At 34.5% G+C, this 17,646-nt stretch carries 20 protein-coding genes and 1 riboswitch; of the genes, 10 read left to right on the forward strand and 10 right to left on the reverse strand.

Going from position 1 to position 17,646, the window contains the following annotated elements:
- Positions 1–13 precede the first annotated feature (13 nt).
- From HMPREF0528_RS06810 to HMPREF0528_RS06835, 6 genes are all read right to left on the reverse strand, one after another.
- On the reverse strand, positions 14–484 hold the full coding sequence (locus tag HMPREF0528_RS06810) for a hypothetical protein (RefSeq protein WP_004896143.1): 471 nt from the start codon (positions 482–484) through the stop codon (positions 14–16).
- Between the two features lie 353 nt (positions 485–837).
- A complete protein-coding gene (locus HMPREF0528_RS06815; RefSeq protein ID WP_004896144.1) occupies positions 838–2,187 on the reverse strand; it encodes an amino acid permease in 1,350 nt (449 codons plus the stop codon).
- Positions 2,188–2,482: 295 nt separating this feature from the next.
- Entirely contained in the window at positions 2,483–3,472 is a 990-nt protein-coding gene (locus HMPREF0528_RS06820; protein ID WP_004896145.1) for a ribose-phosphate diphosphokinase, read from the reverse strand.
- 82 nt (positions 3,473–3,554) lie between these two features.
- A complete protein-coding gene (locus tag HMPREF0528_RS06825) occupies positions 3,555–3,917 on the reverse strand; it encodes a hypothetical protein (protein WP_004896146.1) in 363 nt (120 codons plus the stop codon).
- A gap of 86 nt (positions 3,918–4,003) precedes the next feature.
- Positions 4,004–4,666, reverse strand: coding sequence for an alpha/beta fold hydrolase (locus tag HMPREF0528_RS06830; RefSeq protein ID WP_004896148.1), 663 nt, complete (start codon positions 4,664–4,666; stop codon positions 4,004–4,006).
- Between the two features lie 24 nt (positions 4,667–4,690).
- Positions 4,691–5,521, reverse strand: coding sequence for a glycosyltransferase family 2 protein (locus HMPREF0528_RS06835; protein WP_004896150.1), 831 nt, complete (start codon positions 5,519–5,521; stop codon positions 4,691–4,693).
- A gap of 122 nt (positions 5,522–5,643) precedes the next feature.
- On the opposite strand from HMPREF0528_RS06835, the gene HMPREF0528_RS06840 reads away from it, so the two are divergent.
- Positions 5,644–6,612 carry a DUF1002 domain-containing protein gene (locus tag HMPREF0528_RS06840; protein WP_004896152.1) on the forward strand — a complete coding sequence of 323 codons (969 nt, stop codon included), beginning with the start codon at positions 5,644–5,646 and terminating at the stop codon, positions 6,610–6,612.
- A 173-nt stretch (positions 6,613–6,785) separates the two neighbouring features.
- On the opposite strand, the gene HMPREF0528_RS06845 is transcribed toward HMPREF0528_RS06840, so the two are convergent.
- Positions 6,786–6,971 (reverse strand): hypothetical protein, encoded by a 186-nt coding sequence (locus tag HMPREF0528_RS06845; protein WP_004896154.1) that lies wholly within the window; start codon positions 6,969–6,971, stop codon positions 6,786–6,788.
- Positions 6,972–7,054: 83 nt separating this feature from the next.
- Complete coding sequence (locus HMPREF0528_RS06850) at positions 7,055–7,786, reverse strand: ribonuclease H family protein (RefSeq protein WP_034525296.1); 732 nt, start codon at positions 7,784–7,786, stop codon at positions 7,055–7,057.
- Between the two features lie 88 nt (positions 7,787–7,874).
- Between HMPREF0528_RS06850 and HMPREF0528_RS06855 the strand changes: the two genes are divergently transcribed.
- The 3 genes from HMPREF0528_RS06855 to cls are packed head-to-tail and all read left to right on the forward strand — an operon-like array spanning position 7,875 to position 11,006.
- Entirely contained in the window at positions 7,875–8,801 is a 927-nt protein-coding gene (locus HMPREF0528_RS06855; protein ID WP_004896157.1) for an alpha/beta hydrolase, read from the forward strand.
- Between the two features lie 23 nt (positions 8,802–8,824).
- Positions 8,825–9,532, forward strand: a complete 708-nt coding sequence (locus HMPREF0528_RS06860; protein ID WP_004896160.1) for a zinc metallopeptidase — start codon at positions 8,825–8,827, stop codon at positions 9,530–9,532.
- A gap of 4 nt (positions 9,533–9,536) precedes the next feature.
- Positions 9,537–11,006: a cardiolipin synthase gene (gene cls, locus HMPREF0528_RS06865; RefSeq protein ID WP_004896161.1), complete on the forward strand. Its 1,470-nt coding sequence runs from the start codon at positions 9,537–9,539 to the stop codon at positions 11,004–11,006.
- Positions 11,007–11,073: 67 nt separating this feature from the next.
- Here the strand turns inward: cls and HMPREF0528_RS06870 are convergent, their stop codons facing one another.
- Positions 11,074–11,550, reverse strand: coding sequence for a hypothetical protein (locus HMPREF0528_RS06870; RefSeq protein ID WP_004898523.1), 477 nt, complete (start codon positions 11,548–11,550; stop codon positions 11,074–11,076).
- A gap of 126 nt (positions 11,551–11,676) precedes the next feature.
- On the opposite strand from HMPREF0528_RS06870, the gene HMPREF0528_RS06875 reads away from it, so the two are divergent.
- From HMPREF0528_RS06875 to HMPREF0528_RS06885, 3 genes are all read left to right on the forward strand, one after another.
- Positions 11,677–12,390: an NAD-dependent protein deacylase gene (locus HMPREF0528_RS06875; protein WP_004896167.1), complete on the forward strand. Its 714-nt coding sequence runs from the start codon at positions 11,677–11,679 to the stop codon at positions 12,388–12,390.
- A gap of 116 nt (positions 12,391–12,506) precedes the next feature.
- A complete protein-coding gene (locus tag HMPREF0528_RS06880; RefSeq protein ID WP_004896173.1) occupies positions 12,507–13,037 on the forward strand; it encodes a methylated-DNA--[protein]-cysteine S-methyltransferase in 531 nt (176 codons plus the stop codon).
- Positions 13,024–13,806 carry a TerC family protein gene (locus tag HMPREF0528_RS06885; RefSeq protein WP_004896174.1) on the forward strand — a complete coding sequence of 261 codons (783 nt, stop codon included), beginning with the start codon at positions 13,024–13,026 and terminating at the stop codon, positions 13,804–13,806. Before HMPREF0528_RS06880 ends, HMPREF0528_RS06885 begins: the two co-directional genes overlap by 14 nt.
- Here HMPREF0528_RS06885 and HMPREF0528_RS06890 read toward each other — a convergent pair.
- Positions 13,803–14,165 carry a DUF488 domain-containing protein gene (locus tag HMPREF0528_RS06890; RefSeq protein ID WP_004896175.1) on the reverse strand — a complete coding sequence of 121 codons (363 nt, stop codon included), beginning with the start codon at positions 14,163–14,165 and terminating at the stop codon, positions 13,803–13,805. The genes HMPREF0528_RS06885 and HMPREF0528_RS06890 overlap by 4 nt on opposite strands.
- A gap of 75 nt (positions 14,166–14,240) precedes the next feature.
- Here HMPREF0528_RS06890 and HMPREF0528_RS06895 point away from each other — a divergent pair, with 75 nt between their 5' ends.
- From HMPREF0528_RS06895 to HMPREF0528_RS06905, 3 genes are all read left to right on the forward strand, one after another.
- Positions 14,241–14,867 (forward strand): DNA-3-methyladenine glycosylase, encoded by a 627-nt coding sequence (locus tag HMPREF0528_RS06895; RefSeq protein WP_034525297.1) that lies wholly within the window; start codon positions 14,241–14,243, stop codon positions 14,865–14,867.
- A 47-nt stretch (positions 14,868–14,914) separates the two neighbouring features.
- Positions 14,915–15,088, forward strand: a riboswitch (Lysine riboswitch).
- A 114-nt stretch (positions 15,089–15,202) separates the two neighbouring features.
- Positions 15,203–16,816: an ABC transporter permease subunit gene (locus HMPREF0528_RS06900; protein ID WP_004896177.1), complete on the forward strand. Its 1,614-nt coding sequence runs from the start codon at positions 15,203–15,205 to the stop codon at positions 16,814–16,816.
- Positions 16,806–17,564 (forward strand): amino acid ABC transporter ATP-binding protein, encoded by a 759-nt coding sequence (locus HMPREF0528_RS06905; protein WP_004896178.1) that lies wholly within the window; start codon positions 16,806–16,808, stop codon positions 17,562–17,564. The genes HMPREF0528_RS06900 and HMPREF0528_RS06905 overlap by 11 nt, the downstream gene beginning before the upstream one ends.
- Positions 17,565–17,646: the final 82 nt, after the last annotated feature.

Consider the following 17,646-nt stretch of genomic DNA (forward strand, 5'->3'; position numbering starts at 1 on the left):
CCTTCCTTAAAAATTAATTGTCAAACATCTCATTAATTGTTTGGATCAAAGTAGCTAGTTCATATTTTTGTAAAGCAGATTTTGCCTCATCAATTGTTTGATCTATCTTAGACTCATCCATTGATAGAAATGTTGACATAAAAGTTTTTACCATTATATCAGAAATTTGATCTGCATCTAAATCCAATTCAGCACGTTTTATGTATAAACTTCCGCCAGCTGTGACAATAAAGTTTAAGCCAATCTGAACCTGACGGTCACTTCCAAGATCATGCTTAACCCCTTCATTTCTAAGCCAATCGTCAAGAATTTGACTCCAGCAATCTAAGGAATCACTATCACTTAAAATACTTTTAACTACACGCTCTACTCCTTCATCTTGAATACCTTGTTCTAAAATTAAATAAATAAAAATTTTCATTTTAGAATATGTATTTAATTCTTTAAAATCAGTCGCATTTAAACTCTTTAACACAGCGGTCATAAAGTTGGTAACAATTTCTGTAATTAACAAATTTTTATGTGGGTAGTAAGATTGGAGCAATGATTTAGAAATCCCGACTTATCTGCAATCATTTGCAGCGATACATTCTCCATCCCTCTCTTTTTCAGAAGGATAAAAGTATTGCGTAATATTTCATGCCGTCTTACTAAATTTTTTTGTCTTGCCATATCTTTTTCCTCGTACTATTTATTCTATTCCTATACAGTATAGCGTTTTCATAGTGTTAATTACAATTATTATACCAAGTACTATTACTAATAACGAATTAGGATTTATTTTTTTAAATTAATCCTATATAAAAAACTGACGCTTTGTCCGTCAGTTTCTTCTCACTATTTACTTTTTCTTCTCTCTAAAAGAGTATAGCTTAAGGCTAAAGCTAAAATAAAAATAATTGAAATAATCAATGGTAGTCTAGTTGCTGGAATTAAAGCTAATATTACTAAAATTACTAAATAAAAAATTATTGTAATCCAGCTCGTTATCGGAAAACCGGGCATTCTAAACTTGCCAAGTTGTCCCTTATTTTCTGCTCGATACTTCAAGTGAGTCCACATAATGATTATCCAAACCATAATAAAGTTAATTGTTGAAACACTAGAAATAATATCAAAAACTTGAGCCGGCATAATATAGTTAAGAATTACTACAATGAATAGAATCAAAGATGAAAATGTTAAGGCCTTATTCGGAACAGCCTTTTTACTTAACTTGCCGAATCTCTTAGGTGCATTATTGCCTCGAGATAAAGCATATAAAGATCTACTAGTTGAAAAAATTGCACTATTTGTTGCCGACATTGCTGCTGTTAAAACAACAAAGTTTAAAATTCCGGCAGCGGCTGGAATACCAATTGCTCCAAAAACTTGTACAAACGGACTTGTTGTAGTAACAATCTTATTCCATGGATAAACTGCCATAATAGCAATCATCGAGCCAACATAAAATAATCCAATTCTAACTGGCAAAGTATTTATTGCCTTGGGGATATCTTTGTCAGGATTAGCTGTTTCACCAGCTGTCAGTCCAACAATTTCAATTCCTACAAAAGCAAAAACTACCATCTGGAATGACTTCAGAAAGCCCCAGGATCCTGTTGGAAAAAAGCCACCATAGTTTACCAAATTACTTAGAGAAACGGTTCTAGAATCGATTTTAGTATGCATAATTAAAAGAATTAGTCCGGTAATGATCAAAGCTAAGATAGCTAAAACTTTAATCATTGAAAACCAACTCTCAAGCTCTCCAAATAGACCCACATTAACCATGTTAACTAACATTAACAAAATGATAATCACTAATGGTCCGACCCATTGAGGCAGATTTTTAAACCAATATTTTAAATAGATTCCCGTTGCAGTTAAGTCAGCCATCGCTAAACTAAGCCAGCATAGCCAGTAAGTCCATCCCGCAACAAATTCCATTCTATTTCCAAGATATTTTTTTACTGATTCAATAAATGAATGTTGCTCAGGATCAGCTAAAATTAATTCTCCTAAAGCTCTCATCATAAAAAAGCTAATAATACCAACGATCAAATAAGATAAGATAATTGATGGACCAGCACTTTGAATAGCTGTACCAGACCCTAAAAATAATCCAGTTCCGATCGCTCCACCAATTGCAATCATTGTTACATGACGGCTCTTAAGTGACCTTTTTAGCTTCTCCTTTTCATCCAATTTTATAGTCCTCCCTTAAAGACAAAAATGCCTCTAGTATTTAACATATACTAGAGACATTTCTTTTTATGAAATTAAAATTCTTGTATAGTCAATTAATTGGCTATTTTATTTGTTTGTATTATAACTTGCATGAGAAAATTGTCAAATTATGTCTGGAAGGCTAGTCATGATTTTAAGGATATATTTAATTAGATTTTACTCTTAATTAAATATAAATGTTCAAACACAAAAAGACTGGTCTCAGCTATAAACCAAGATCAATCTTTTCTTAAATATTAAATTTTAATTTGAATTAGCCTTGAATTCTGTTTTGTTCATCAAAAATTTGGTGAATGGACTTATCGTTGTAAATGTAATCAATACCTTTAGCAAGTAAACGTGCTACAGATAAACGAACCATTCTATCTGGGTACTTCTTGTGCTTAATAGTATCAGTTACTACGATTTGTTCTACTGGCAATTCGTTCAATACATCGATCGCATTTTGAGAAAGTAGTGCGTGAGTTGCAGCAACATAAACCTTCTTAGCACCGGCAGCTAAGACTGATCTAGTTGAAGAAGCAACTCTAGAACCAGTATCAATCAAGTCATCAACGATAATGACTGTCTTGTCTTTAACGTCTCCAATCATATCATGAGCTTCTGCGTCATAACGTGCACCGCGTTGATCAACAATAGCAATTGGAGCATCGAAGTATGAACCAAAAGTACGTGCAAGTTTTGCACCAGAGTGATCAGGAGAAACAACTACTACATCATCATTTTCCTTACTTGCAATACCATTATCTAAGAAGTATTGAGCTAAAATTGGCATCGCATGTAAGTGATCAACTGGGATATTGTAGAAACCTTGAATTTGAGATGCATGTAAATCAACTGCAATTAAATCATCAATATCAGTCAATTGAAGCAAGTTAGCCAATAATTTTGCAGTAATTGGTTCACGTGAACGATTCTTAGTATCTTGACGAGAATATGCCATATAAGGAATTACTACGTTAACAGAGTGAGCAGATGCACGATGTAAAGCATCCAATACAATCATTAATTCCATGAAGTTTTCATTCACAGGATCTTGAATAGATTGAATTACGTAGACATCACAACCTCTAACACTTTCTGTAATGTTTACTTGAATTTCTCCATCACTAAAGTGTTGAACAGCAGTTTCAAGTAATGGCTTATCTAAAGCAGCCGCAATTCTTTCTGCTAGAGCTTGGTTTCCACCAAGTCCGATTAATTTCATTGGGTGCAACATTTCGTGCAATTCTTCTTTTTTCATTAATTTGCCCTTCCTTGTAAAATTAACAGCTATTCTTATTATAACGAAAAATTCCTATTTTGCTCTACTTTTCAGCTGTAGATTATAAATGATTATTTTCAGCTGCCTTAATTTGATCTAAACGACCAACAACATAAGTATAAAAATCTTCTGCATCTTGTGGGTTTGTATTTTCAAAAGCACGTAAAATAATGGCTAGCTCGTCTTTCCCCATTTGATGTAAGGTGGCAGTTTGATAAAGCATGGGATTATCTCCCTTAGGTACTAATTTTAGAAAGCCGTTAATTAATAGATGTGCTTTTTTATAAACTACTGCTTGCAGACTATGAATATCTAACACTACTTCACGCTTACCTAAAAATAAAGGTCCTGTATGCTTCACAGTAATCTTATCTCCCTCTACTACCATTTCTCCATTCATTCCCTGCACTACTATTTCTTTCATAATCCTTATCCTCTGCCTCGTTAATTTATACTTTATATATTAATTCTATCTGATTTAAGTACAAAAAGAAAAAGAGGACTAGTAAACTAGTCCTCTTTACAAAAAGCTTTAATTAAATCTAATAATTTTAAGCTATGAACAACATAACTGTAGTGAGTTTGACGCGGCATTAAGACTAAGCGACAATTAGGTAATAATTGACTATACCAACGAACATGTTCGACTTTAACCCAATCTCTTTCTCCAACTACACATAGAGTAGGAGTTTTTATTCGCTTTAGTGTTTCAACAGGGATATGACTTTCTCTTAAAGCAACCTTACTATCTCGATCCCCTTTAAAAAATCCACGAATTGTATTAGCAGCAATATGTTTTGCGTTCACACCATTTCCATTAACATAAGTACCTGCAACTATTACTTTAGAAACTAATTCTGGAGCTTGCGCAGCTAAAGAAAGGGCTACTAAACCACCGGAGCCAAAACCTAAGATATATGGTTTATCTAACTTAAGTGCGTTAATAAAGGCCCGTAAGTCTTCTACTTCTGTTTGATAGTGTTCACTAGCCTCTCCTTCACTTAGTCCATGACCACGCATGTCAGGAACTACCACAGTATAATATAAAGAAAGAGGCGCAACTAGCTTATCAAAGATCCCACCGTCTTGATGATGTCCATGCAATAAAATTAAGGGATGTCCTTTACCTAATTTTTGATAGTAAATTTTTACCCCATTAACTTTTACTTTCATATTGATTCCTTTAGTTGTAAGTTCTTATAAATCTTGATGGTCAAAATCGCTTAAAGATGCCTTTTTAGCGATATTTTTACTTTCCTTTTGAGCCTCACGCTCTGCCATCAAACTTTTAATAATTTGGCGCCAAACCCGATAATTTGCTCTAAAATTATCAGGTATTTTCTTTGGATTAAGGTCGTGAACCATGCTATCTGCTCGCTGCCAATAATGATAATAAGGCGTTGAGCTATAGTAAAAGCCATTAGTCAAAGACACATATTTAACATTGAAAATCTGATCTTCCATGAATGCCAGATCTTCTACAAATCGCAAGTGATACTTTTTAATGATGCTAATTTTGTATCCCTTATTCCAGGTATAACCCTTAACAGGGGACCCAAATACACTAGTCATCTTTAAATAAGCCTCTCTTTTGTCAATTAGCCCACCACTTTGCTTGTTTCCTACAGGATGACTCTCATGACGTTTTTCTGAATCAATCCAAAAACCACAAGAAACAATATCAACATCTGGATGCTCACCAAAGGCTCTGATAAAGTAGGCAGTATAGCCTGAATCTACCCAATCATCCCCATCATGAAAAGTAAAATATGGTGTAGTTACGTGAGTCATTCCAACATTTCTAGCGTCAGAAAGCCCTCCATTTTTCTTATTAATAATATCAAAATAAAGAAACCGATCCCGGTATGACTCGGCTATTTCACGAGTTCTATCCTTTGATCCGTCATTAACAATTAGTAATTTAAAATTTCTATCTTTTTGTTTAGCTAAAGCGTCAAGTGCCCGACCTAAATACTTTTCCATATTGTAGACGGGCATAATTACCGTTAACATTGGCTGGCGTAACACGGCGTCTGCCTCCTTTTGCTTATGATTATAACATCTTAATACTTATTTACATAATTCAGTTAACTATTTAGGTTATAATATAGCCATCAAATGAGTATATTTCATAAGGAGAAAATTTTATTATGAAAAAAATACTGACTACACTTGTTGCTATCTTATCAAGTGGAATCTTAGGGCTAAGTGCCATTACTAATACTAAAACTGCTAAAGCCGATGATAATGACACTCCTGTTGTAACATTAGGTACATCCCTGACTGCCTCTCAAAAACAAGGCACGATTGATACCTTAACCCAATCATTAAATGACGCTAATTATACTACCATTACCATTACTGGATCCGATCTTGTAAAATACCTTAATCCGTCTGGTTATGACTTTACTGATAACTCCGGCGTTTGGTCTAGTGCCATGGTTCAAAAGACTAGCTCTGGTAGTGGTATTAATGTTCATATTTTACCTTATAACGGTCATAATAACATTACAACTATTACAGCTAACCAATATAAAAATGCAGCCCTAACTGCCGGAATATCTGATGCAGATATTTATGTAACTTCTGCTACTCCCATTGATGGATCAGGTGCTTTAGCCGGTGTTTATGCAGCCTATGCCAAAAATGGTGATTCTTTGAACCAAAAGCAAATTAATGCGGCACAAACTGAAATGAACACTTTGAGCAAAATTACTAGCCAAAATAAAGGTAAAGACGGCTACTCGGATGCTCAATTAAATAATGCAGTTGCTGGTGCTAAAAAAGAAATGGCTAAGCAAGGTCAAAATATTTCTGATAGCCAAGTTAGAGATATTGTTAACAATCAAATTAACATTAACCACCTTGGTGACACTATTACTAACAATCAAAAAGAACAAATTATCAATGTTCTAATCAAAGTTAAAAATTCCGGTGCCTTAAAGGATAAGAATTTCCAACAACAAGCTAGCCAATTAACTGATCAAATTCAATCAGGGGCTAAAAACATTTTTTTAAAATTTAATACTCCAGAAACTAGAAATTGGTTCCAAAAACTAATCGATTCTATCGTTAGCTGGTTCAGAGGTATCTTTGGCGGTGCAATTATCTTAAACTAAAATCTAAGAAAAAAAAGACGACTACTTTGTAGTCGTCTCCGTCGTCAAAACTAGTACCTGCGTGCGTCCTAGTCTTTCACTTATTATTATAGCAACTACTAAAAAAAGTGCATCAAAAAAAGTCTGCAAAATTGCAGACTTTTTTTTGATTTAGCAAGCGGATTTTTTAATAATTAGTTTGTTTCAGTTGACTCAGTAGTTTCAGTCGAATTTTCAGTACTATCATCAGATTCTCCATCTTCAAACTCTGGTTCTTCGTCTTCAACTACATCTTCGCCACTATTATTGTTTTTATCTATAAGCTTCTTGGTTACAGCAGCTGCTGCACCAATACCAACTACTTTAAAGAACTTTTTCATAATATCACCTCATTTAAATTGGTTTATGCGCTTTCACTTATTATTATAGTCTCTCTTAGTGATATTAAGAATTTTTGAACTTTCTATTTCATTTGATCCATATATTTATTGAGCTCGTGATCAACGAAATTATTTCCTTGATTGTCAGCATGTCCCTTGGTCCAGCTAAATTCACTGTCAGAAAAGTGTCCCAATAAACTATCTAATTTCTTCCATTCAGAAGCATTAATCAAAGGTCCATTTGATCTCTTCCAGCCACGCTTCTTCCAGCCCTCAATCCAGTGTTTATTGATTCCGTTTAAAACATATTGTGAATCTAAAACAAACAATAAGTGCTTGTTATTGAATTTTAGCTCAATTAATTTTTCCAGTGCATTGATTAGTCCGAGTAGCTCCATTTTATTATTTGTGGCACCAAATTCTCCCCCAGAACCATATGTACGTCTATTATCCCATTCAATTAAATAAGCCCAAGCTGCTTTATCGGTCTCATTGACATGACCGCCTTTATGAACACCAGTATTTCGAGATCCTCCATCAGTGTAAATAGTGGCAAAATAGTCAGCCGAAGTCTTAGAGTTGTCTTGAGATGCTCCACTAGCTGACTTAATTTTTTTAATTGCATTACTTAAAGAATCTTCTTTAACAATATCAGGTTGTGTTTCCTTATTCCAATCTAGATATTCAGTTGCATCAGTGATTTTTTCAAAAGATTTATATTCTGCACCAGAGAATCCATCTACTTGCTTTTTAGCATCTTCCCATGTTCGATAAACACCTGGTGTGCGGCCATTTTTTACTGCGTAGTATTTCATAATTATTCCTTTCTTCATTTGCTCTAACCTATAAAATGTTAGAATAATTTTAACGCTAAAATTACAAAGAAAGAAGGGAGGAAATAGAGTGTTTTTTATCCAGAAAAAATATAGTGAAGAAGTCGAAAAAAATAATAAGCATAAAAACAAAGAACCTAGCATTGCTCGAATGACTGTTTTAGGTTTAATGGCTACTTTTACCCCTACTCGCTGGCTCCTACGGATGCACAAAAGAAAAGTTGAAGACAGCTCTACTACTGAAGAAGTAGATTCAACAATGGAGCAGATACCTGTTTTTTATGTGCATGGTTTTCGCGGAGGAGATTATACGACAAATAAAATGGTCCAAGCTGCCTGTGAGGCAAAAGGCACTGATAAGTTTCTTAAAGCTACAATTGATCCATTTGGTAATTTCATCTTAGAAGGAACTTGGACAGCAGATAAGCAGCCCATTGTGCAACTTATTTTTAAGGATCGAATTGCTGGTGTTTATGCTAGTTCTTATTATCTTCGAGCAGCACTTTCTTATTTAAGTAAAAGATATCATTTTAAAAAATATAGTGCTGTCGCCCATTCCTTAGGAGCTCCTTCAGTAATCAAAGCGGAAATGAAAACTAGCTTAAGAAAGAATTTTCCACATCTAGATCACTGTGCCTTGATTGCAGGACCTTTTGATGGAGTAATGTATTTGGGTGATTTGCCTAACGTCAATCGTCTTAATGAAAAAGGGCGACCCATTTTAATGAGTCTGTCTTATATGGGGATGCTTTTTAATCAGAGACGTTTTAACCCCAATATTTCAGTTTTAAATATTTATGGAAATATTTTAGATGAAACTAATACGGATCGGTTTATTTCTGTTGTTTCTGCTAAATCGATTCGCTACATTCTCGCTCCTGTTGCTCATACCTTTCAAGAAGTAGAAGTGCGGGGAGATGCCGCTGAGCACAGTGTTTTACACGATAATCCTTTTGTAATTAATATTATTAACAAATTTTTGAAGTTAAGTGATTAATTTTATAAAGAGAGAAAATAATTATGTACTATATTCCATTTTTTTATGACCCATATTTTTGGATGATTATTCTAGGTGTAGCAATTTCAGGCTGGGCCTCAATGAATGTTAATTCAACTTTTAATCGTTATGATCAAGTTCGAAATCAAGGAAACTATACTGGTAAAGCCGCTGCCCGTTATATTCTTGATCAAGCTGGTCTATACGAAGTAGAAATTCGTGAAGTTGCTGGCAAGTTGACTGATAACTACAATCCCACCAATAAAGTTCTAAGTCTTTCACAATCAGTCTATAATTCCTCTTCAATTGCGGCGGTTGGCGTTGCAGCGCACGAAGTTGGCCATGCCTTGCAAGACGCTAGTGATTATGCCCCAATGAGAATGCGTTCTGCATTAGTGCCAATTGTTTCTCTTGGTTCCAATTTATCAATGCCACTAATTCTTTTAGGATTAGTCTTAGGAATGAACCAAACCCTAATTAAAATTGGTATTTGGTGCTTTGCCTTAGTTCTGCTTTTCCAAGTAGTAACATTACCGGTTGAATTTAATGCTTCTCATCGTGCTTTGCGGATGCTAAATAATGGGGCTATTTTATCCCCACAAGAAATGCCAATGGCCCGTAAAGTCTTATTTGCAGCAGCTTTAACATATGTCGCAGCCGTTTTAACAAGCATGTTACAATTGTTTAGACTTCTACTCATTTTTGGAGGCCATAACAACGATAATAATTAATTAGTTGGGAGGAATACCTATTTTTTCGAATGAATTTTGGGCACTTCTTTGGGCTGTCAACACAATCTTAGCCTTCTATGTTGTATTCCACCGAAAAAGATCTGTCGCTACCTCTTGGGCATGGTTAATTATTTTACTAATTTTTCCAATTTTAGGCTTTATTTTATATGGTTTTATTGGACGTGGATTATCACAAGAAAATCTTTTTGCCATTAACAATCAAAAACATATTGGTTTAAACAAAGTAAATAAGATGATCCCACGTGTTCCTAAATCCACTGGATCAACAGACACTTCTAAAGAAGCCAAAATTTTAATTGATTACTTTAACTTTAAACACGATTCCCCCCTTTCTAAAAACAACAAAATTAGTTTTTATACTGATGGCGAAAAGAAGTTTGAAGCTCTTTTTAAAGACATCGAACAAGCTCAAGAAACAGTTAATGTTGAATATTATTCCTTCATGAATGATGATTTAGGTAATAAATTTCTTAATTTATTAATCAAAAAAGCTCGCGAAGGTGTTAAGGTAAGACTTATATATGATCCTTGGGGTTCTCCTGGAGCTTCAAAGACTTGGTTTAAACCTTTAACTGATTTGGGCGGTGAAGTTGTAGCCTTTATCACAGCTCAAAACATGATTAAAAAGTATCGGATGAATTATCACCTTCACCGTAAAATTGTCGTTATAGATGGGCGAATATCTTGGACGGGCGGCTTTAATGTCGGCGACCAATATGTCAGCAAAAGCAAAAAATTTGGTTACTGGCGTGACACTCATCTTAGAATAGTGGGCTCTGCCTCTCTCCTCCTGCAAGAGCGTTTTGTAATGGATTGGAATGCTTCAATTACTGATAAAAATCAGACAATTTCATTTAATGAAAAACTATTTCCAAAAATTGAAGAAAATCAGCTAACAGAAGATGATGTTGCAACTCAAATTGTTTCAGATGGTCCTGATACTTCTACGCCATATTTACGTAATGGCATGATTAGAATGATGATGATGGCTAGAAAAACACTCTGGATTCAAACACCCTATCTTGTTCCAGACGATTCAATGATTGCCACTTGGGTTATTGCGGCTCATTCAGGCGTTGACGTGCGTATCATGATTCCTTCAATGCCTGATCATCCCTTTATTTACCGCGCTACACAGTGGTACGCAAATTACCTGCTCCATGAAGGAATAAAGATCTACGTTTATGACAATGGTTTTATTCACGCAAAAACCGTCATGGTTGATGATCGCTTTGCTGCAGTTGGATCAATGAATCAAGACTTTCGGTCATATAGCTTAAACTTTGAGACTGATGCAGTCTTCTACGATAAAAATATTACCCGGGAATTAAATCATATTTTTGAAAAAGATTTAGCTAAATGTACAGAATTGACTTTAGAAATTACCGATAACTGGTCGCGTTATCTTCGATTTAAACAAGCTTTTTCTAGATTACTTTCTCCCATTCTATAAAATAAAAAGGATAGATCCTCCCTACTCGCAATATGAGTACTTAGAGATCTACCCTTTTTTATTAACTTTACATCATTGATTGGACTTCTATTCCAACATTTGAGCCGAGATATTTTCTGATATTAACAATCACATCACTAACCTGCTGTGAGAATCTAAGATAGTAAGCCTGACGATTATTAGTTTGAAAGATGGCCATTACAGTTGGCTTTTTAGGATTGGGAACTGTAATTAATGTAACGTGAGCAATATCGCTATACTTAACTGTTCGCTTAAAATATCCACTTACAACTAGACGCTTCTTAGCTAGCCCACTAACACCATCAATTATGCTCATTAGTAAAAATGTAGCAATAAAAACATTCATAAGAACTGTTGGATCAGTGAAATAATCTAAATAAAAACCGATTAGTAAAAAAATTAGAGCCCAGATAACTGAGGAACTTCTAAAGCGGGCCTTATAATCAATGTTTGCTTGCCAATACCAGCTATAAAAAATATAGCCAATCAGCAAAATATCAAAAGAAATATATAAAAGTGACATAATTTTCCTTCTAAAAGTATTTATTAACGTTAAAAATCTTACTTTAATTATAACAAATACCACTTTTTCTCTCAGCATTCTATAATTGACTTAGCTGAAAATTAATAATAGTAGGAGGTTTTAATTATGAATGTAGATAAGCAAATTGCTGCACTTCAAGCTGATCTTAATGCAGCTCATCATATTACCTACTTAACGGGTGCAGGCGTTTCAACTCCGTCGCATATCCCTGACTATCGTTCAAAAAATGGAATTTACAATGGGATTTCGGAAAGCCCAGAACAAATTTTAAGTGAAGAAACTCTTTTTCATCAACCAGCTAAATTCCATCACTTCGTAATGGGAAATATGTATTTTCCAGATGCAAAACCTAATATTATTCATCAAAAAATTGCTGCTAGTTGCAATAAAAATGGAACTTTAATTACTCAAAATGTAGATGGTTTAGATAAAAAAGCTGGCAATAAACACGTCATAGAATTTCACGGTGATCTTTATAATATCTACTGTACTAAATGTCATGAAAAAATTTCATATGACAACTACAAAAAATCATATCTTCATGAAAAAGATCAGGGAATTATTCGTCCCGGGATTGTTTTATACGGTGAACCAATTAACGAAAAAATTCTCACAAAATCTGTTGAAAAGATTCATGATAGCGATTTAGTTATTATTGCTGGAACAAGTTTTGTTGTTTATCCTTTTGCCCAACTTCTCGCCTATCGGCAAGCTAATGCCAAAATTTGGGTAGTCAACAACACTCCCGTACCAGCTCCCAAAGACGTTTCCACAATTATTTCTAATGCTGAAAAAGTATTTGACAAATTATATATATAACTACTATTATTTTAACTAACATTTTATTTAATTTGTTTCCCTCCTCCTTATGTTATTTTTTGTTGTACAATATAAGGTACAGTTAATATATCAATTAAAAGAAAGGTTAGGATTAAATGCCACTTGCCCAAGCAAAAGTTTTCTATTATGATTTTGTTGAAATTAAACCATGGATCTATAAACTAGTCTTTAGCAACTTGGGATTAGCATTTGTTGGATCAAAGAATAGTAACATTGAAGCATCCATTTTGGTATTCTATCCTAATCATATTTTGATTCAAGACTCAAAAAAACTTGCTCCTTATGTTCAACAATTAAAAGAATACTTTGCTGGCAAGCGCCGTTCTTTTACTGTTCCAATTGATTATTCAAGTTTTGGGACGCCATTTCAAAATAAGATTGTAAAAACGATTGAAAATATTCCATATGGGACTACTATTTCCTATCGTGACTTAGCAGCTTCCATCAATGGTTCTACTTCAGTTCGATCAGTTGCCCATGCAGTAGCTTTAAACCCATCTTTAATTTTTATCCCAAGTCATCGTGTCGTTTTAGCTCCAGATAAGGTAGGAAGTTATAGAATGGGAGAGAAAGAAAAACAACGTTTAATAAATCTCGAAGAAGGCTATTTAAATGCAGCTAATTAAACTTTATCAACCTTTTTTTGATACTAATAATTGGGCTCACGTCTTAACTAGTGGTCAAGATTGGATGATGATTTTTACCCTAATTTTGATGGAATGCTTACTTTCCGTTGATAATGCCGTTGTCTTAGCCGCTCAAACACAGGTATTGCCTACTAAAGATGAACAAAGAAAATCCCTAGTTTATGGTTTATGGGGAGCCTATTTATTTCGTTTCATTGTAATCGGAATTGGTACTTACTTAATTAATTTCTGGGAAATTAAGTTATTAGGGGGCTTATATTTACTTTACTTAGTTTACAAGTACTTCTATGACGTTCGGCACCCTGAACTAGTTGCTAAAAAAGAAGAGGCTAAGAAAGAAAATCATAAGAAAAAGAACTCCAAAAAAAGAAAGCACCATCTTTCCTTATTTTGGAGAACTGTAATCTCAATTGAGTCAATGGATATTGTTTTCTCAATTGATTCGGTTTTAGCTGCCTTAGCCATGTCAAATAATCCAGTAGTAGTTCTGGTTGGTGGAATGATTGGAATTTTATGCATGCGTGGCGTAGCCGAAATTATTATTAAGTTAATGGAAATTATTCCAGAGCTTCAAACTATGGCCTATGTCTTAATCTCAATTATTGCGATTAAATTGCTTATTTCATTACCACCATTAAACTTCAAATTACCTGATGCAATCTTTGCTGGTATTGTATTTGGCACGGTTATTTTAACAATTATTTTTCACTATGTACGACAAAATGTACATGGCAAGAAAATGCCTTAACTTAATTGTTGATCAATAAATTCCTTAAGTACAACTGCTTGGTTGTACTTTTTATTTTTAGCTCCATATAGGAAAAGAACATTTTCTTTGGCTAGTTTTTCTTTTACGTCTTTAATAAAAGCTGCTGTTGCTGGATTAGCTTTCAATTGCGCTATATACTTAGACTTGAATTCAGGATATTTATTATCTTCGTGATTGAACCATTTTCTCAATTCATTAGTCGGCCCAATTTCTTTATCCCATTCATCCAAATGAGCCTTTACCTTGCTCATTCCTCTAGGCCATAATCGATCTACTAAAATTCGATAACCAGCTGGTTGTTCATGGTCATATATTCTAACTACCTTTATTTCATTCATGGTTACATTCCTCACTCTCTGCTAGTATTTTCCTTCAAATATGAGTGTACAACTTTTTTAGAAAGAAAAATTGATATGAATTACACAGAATTTTTCACTAATCGTTCTACAAGTGAAATCAGTAAAGACCTACTAGGTAGATCCTTGTCTTACAATAACGGAAAAGAAATTTTATCTGGTACTATTGTTGAAGCAGAAGCTTATGTCGGTGTAAAAGACCGAGCTGCTCATTCTTATGGTGGCAGACGTAGTCCTGCAAATGAGGGCTTATATCGTCCGGGTGGCAGTTTATATATCTATTCCCAAAGGCAATATTTTTTCTTTGACGTTTCTTGTCAAGAAGAAGGTGAACCGCAAGGAGTATTAATCAGAGCTATCGATCCTCTAACAGGAATTGACACGATGATTAAAAACCGTAGCGGTAAAACGGGGCCGCTTTTGACTAATGGACCTGGAAAAATGATGCAAGCCTTAGGGATTACTAGTCGTAAATGGGATTTGGTTGATTTGGCTGATTCGCCTTTTGATATTGATATCGATCACAAACGCGAAATAGAAGAAATTGTTGCCCTTCCAAGAGTAGGAATTAATCAATCAGATCCTGAATGGGCTCAGAAGAAATTAAGATTCATCGTTAGCGGTAATCCTTATGTTTCAGACATTAAGAAAAAAGACATCAAAAAAAATCACGGATTTATTTGACAAAAGATTAAAAATCGTTTAATCTTTTCATCAGTTAAATAAATCCCCAATGCAATAGAGGTTGCGATAATCACAGAATCTACTTGAGTACGCGAATACAGTGAGAGTATATTTTAGGATTACCGCCGAAACAAATTTTCTTTCGTGAAGTTAATTTGTTGGGATGTAAGAGAATATCTTACATACTGTCCTGGTCGTCCCCAGGGAGCGCTATATGATTTGGTTTAATTACTGATGATTTTCAAACCTCGTTGTTTTTGGCAAACAACGAGGCTTTTTATTTACGCTTTTATTGTATTGGCTTTATTTGAAATAATTTTTGGAGGTATTTCAAAGTGAAGTCAAAAATAAGATGGTTTGGTGCTTTATTAGCCCTAATTTTAAGTTTAGTTATCGGTTTTAGCTTTAATTCTACTCAAACCGAAGCGGCTAAAAAAGAAGCACCCCTAAAAATCGGTATGGAAGCTAACTATCCACCATACAATTGGACTCAAACAACTGATGCAAATGGTGCGGTTCCAATTGATGGATCTAAGCAATATGCAAACGGATATGATGTCCAAATTGCAAAAATCATTGGTAAAAAGCTTCATCGTAAAGTAGTAGTAGAAAAAACCGAATGGGATGGCTTATTACCAGCCTTAACTTCTGGAAAGATTGATTTAATTATCGCTGGTATGTCTCCTACTGCTGAACGTAGAAAGGCTATCAATTTCTCTGAACCTTATAGAAAAAGTACTTTCGTAGTAATTACCAACAAAGATGGGAAATTTGCTCAAGCAAAAGGCTTAAATGACTTTAAGGGAGCTAAATTAACTGCTCAACAAGGTACTCTTCACTACGACTTAATCAAGCAATTACATGGTGCTAAGCGTGAACCTGCAATGAGAAGCTTTTCTGCAATGCGTCAAAGTTTACAATCAGGTACTATTGACGGTTATGTTGCTGAAGATATTGAATATCAAAGTTACAAGACTGTTAACCCTAACATTGTTGCCGTTAACCTTAACAAGATGCAAGGATTTAAAGTTGATCATGATGACTCAATTACTTCAATTGGTGTTAAGAAAGGTAACACTGAATTATTAGATCAAGTTAACAGTATCTTAAAAGGTATTTCTAATAAAAAGCGTGACCAATTAATGGCCCAAGCTGTTAAGGAACAACCTCAAACAGGTGGCAGTAAGAAAGAAAATTGGTTTATGTCAATTATGCGTCGCTATGGTTCAATGATCCTTGGCGGTGTTGGAATGACTCTTCTTTTAGCCCTAGTTGGTACTATTGCTGGTTTCTTCATTGGTTTACTTGTTGGTATTGTTAGAACTATCCCAACTCCTAAGTCTACTGGTAAAAGATGGGGCTTAAAAATTGTTAACTGGCTTTTAGCAGTTTATATCGAAGTATTCCGTGGAACTCCTATGATGGTTCAAGCAGCTGTTATTTACTACGGAATTGCTCAACTATGGCACCTTAACTTAAACCGTACCGTAGCTGCCTTAGTTATTGTTTCAATTAACACAGGTGCTTACCTAGCTGAAGTTATTCGCGGTGGTATTAATGCAACTCCTAAGGGACAATTTGAAGCAGCTTCTGCTCTTGGTATGACCCACTCTCAACAGATGTGGCACATTATTTTACCTCAAGCAATTAGAAACTCTCTACCATCAATTACTAATGAATTTATTGTTAACATTAAGGATACTTCAGTATTAAGTATTATTTCAGTTTCAGAATTGTTCTTTGTTGGTACAACCGTTGCCAGTCAAACCTTCGAATTCTTCCAAACTTACTTCATTATTTCAATGATCTACTTAATCTTGACATTCTCAATTACTAGAGTATTTAATTTTATTGAAAGAAAACTTGAAGGTCCAAAGAACTACAACTTAATGGCTAACCAATTACAAGTAGAAGATCCAAAGGAGACTGGATTTGAACATGAACAATAATAACGAAGAAAACATTTTACAAGTACAACATTTACAAAAGAAATATGGTGATCATACAGTATTAAAAGATATTTCTTTTAATATTAACAAAGGAGAAGTAATGACCATTATTGGTCCATCTGGTGGCGGTAAATCAACCATGTTAAGATGTATTAATCTTCTTGAAGAACCAAGTAGTGGAAAAATTCTCTTCCATGGAGAAAACATTCTTGATCCTCATTTTAATCGTAATACCTTCCGGTCTAAGGTCGGAATGGTATTTCAGCAATTTAACTTGTTTAACAATAAGAATGTCCTCCAAAACTGCATGATTGGCCAAGAAATGGTTCTTGGTCGCTCCAAAGAAGAAGCTAAAAAAGTTGCTATTGAAAACTTGAAGAAAGTTGGAATGGATCCATTTCTTACTGCAAAACCTCAACAGTTATCTGGTGGTCAACAACAACGTGTAGCAATTGCTCGGGCAATTTCTATGGATCCAGAAGTTCTGCTCTTTGATGAACCTACTAGTGCCCTTGACCCAGAAATGGTTGGTGAAGTACTTAACACCATGCAACTACTAGCTAAGACTGGACTAACAATGGTGATTGTTACTCACGAAATGGGATTCGCTCGTGATGTATCTGATCAAGTTGTCTTCATGAGTGATGGGGTTATTACTGAACAAGGAACACCACAACAGATCTTTAACGATCCCCAAGAAGAAAAGACTAAGAAGTTCCTACGTAACTTCAGAAATAATGAACTTTAAGCAAAATAATACAGAATTTGCTTTTACCCTATAAATTTAAAAAGGCTGATACTCTTTGTTATAAGCATTGAGATATCAGCCT

The sequence above is a fragment of the Lactobacillus johnsonii ATCC 33200 genome, from assembly GCF_000159355.1.
Taxonomy (GTDB): Bacteria; Bacillota; Bacilli; order Lactobacillales; family Lactobacillaceae; genus Lactobacillus; species Lactobacillus johnsonii.

Bases quoted from the DNA above. Each gene is read 5' to 3' on its own strand.
- HMPREF0528_RS06810 (WP_004896143.1), bottom strand. From the start codon at position 484: ATGACCGCTGTGTTAAAGAGTTTAAATGCGACTGATTTTAAAGAATTA.
- HMPREF0528_RS06820 (WP_004896145.1), bottom strand. From the start codon at position 3,472: ATGAAAAAAGAAGAATTGCACGAAATGTTGCACCCAATGAAATTAATC.
- HMPREF0528_RS06825 (WP_004896146.1), bottom strand. From the start codon at position 3,917: ATGAAAGAAATAGTAGTGCAGGGAATGAATGGAGAAATGGTAGTAGAG.
- HMPREF0528_RS06830 (WP_004896148.1), bottom strand. From the start codon at position 4,666: ATGAAAGTAAAAGTTAATGGGGTAAAAATTTACTATCAAAAATTAGGT.
- HMPREF0528_RS06840 (WP_004896152.1), top strand. From the start codon at position 5,644: ATGAAAAAAATACTGACTACACTTGTTGCTATCTTATCAAGTGGAATC.
- HMPREF0528_RS06845 (WP_004896154.1), bottom strand. From the start codon at position 6,971: ATGAAAAAGTTCTTTAAAGTAGTTGGTATTGGTGCAGCAGCTGCTGTA.
- HMPREF0528_RS06850 (WP_034525296.1), bottom strand. From the start codon at position 7,786: ATGAAATACTACGCAGTAAAAAATGGCCGCACACCAGGTGTTTATCGA.
- HMPREF0528_RS06860 (WP_004896160.1), top strand. From the start codon at position 8,825: ATGTACTATATTCCATTTTTTTATGACCCATATTTTTGGATGATTATT.
- HMPREF0528_RS06870 (WP_004898523.1), bottom strand. From the start codon at position 11,550: ATGTCACTTTTATATATTTCTTTTGATATTTTGCTGATTGGCTATATT.
- HMPREF0528_RS06875 (WP_004896167.1), top strand. From the start codon at position 11,677: ATGAATGTAGATAAGCAAATTGCTGCACTTCAAGCTGATCTTAATGCA.
- HMPREF0528_RS06880 (WP_004896173.1), top strand. From the start codon at position 12,507: ATGCCACTTGCCCAAGCAAAAGTTTTCTATTATGATTTTGTTGAAATT.
- HMPREF0528_RS06885 (WP_004896174.1), top strand. From the start codon at position 13,024: ATGCAGCTAATTAAACTTTATCAACCTTTTTTTGATACTAATAATTGG.
- HMPREF0528_RS06890 (WP_004896175.1), bottom strand. From the start codon at position 14,165: ATGAATGAAATAAAGGTAGTTAGAATATATGACCATGAACAACCAGCT.
- HMPREF0528_RS06895 (WP_034525297.1), top strand. From the start codon at position 14,241: ATGAATTACACAGAATTTTTCACTAATCGTTCTACAAGTGAAATCAGT.
- HMPREF0528_RS06905 (WP_004896178.1), top strand. From the start codon at position 16,806: ATGAACAATAATAACGAAGAAAACATTTTACAAGTACAACATTTACAA.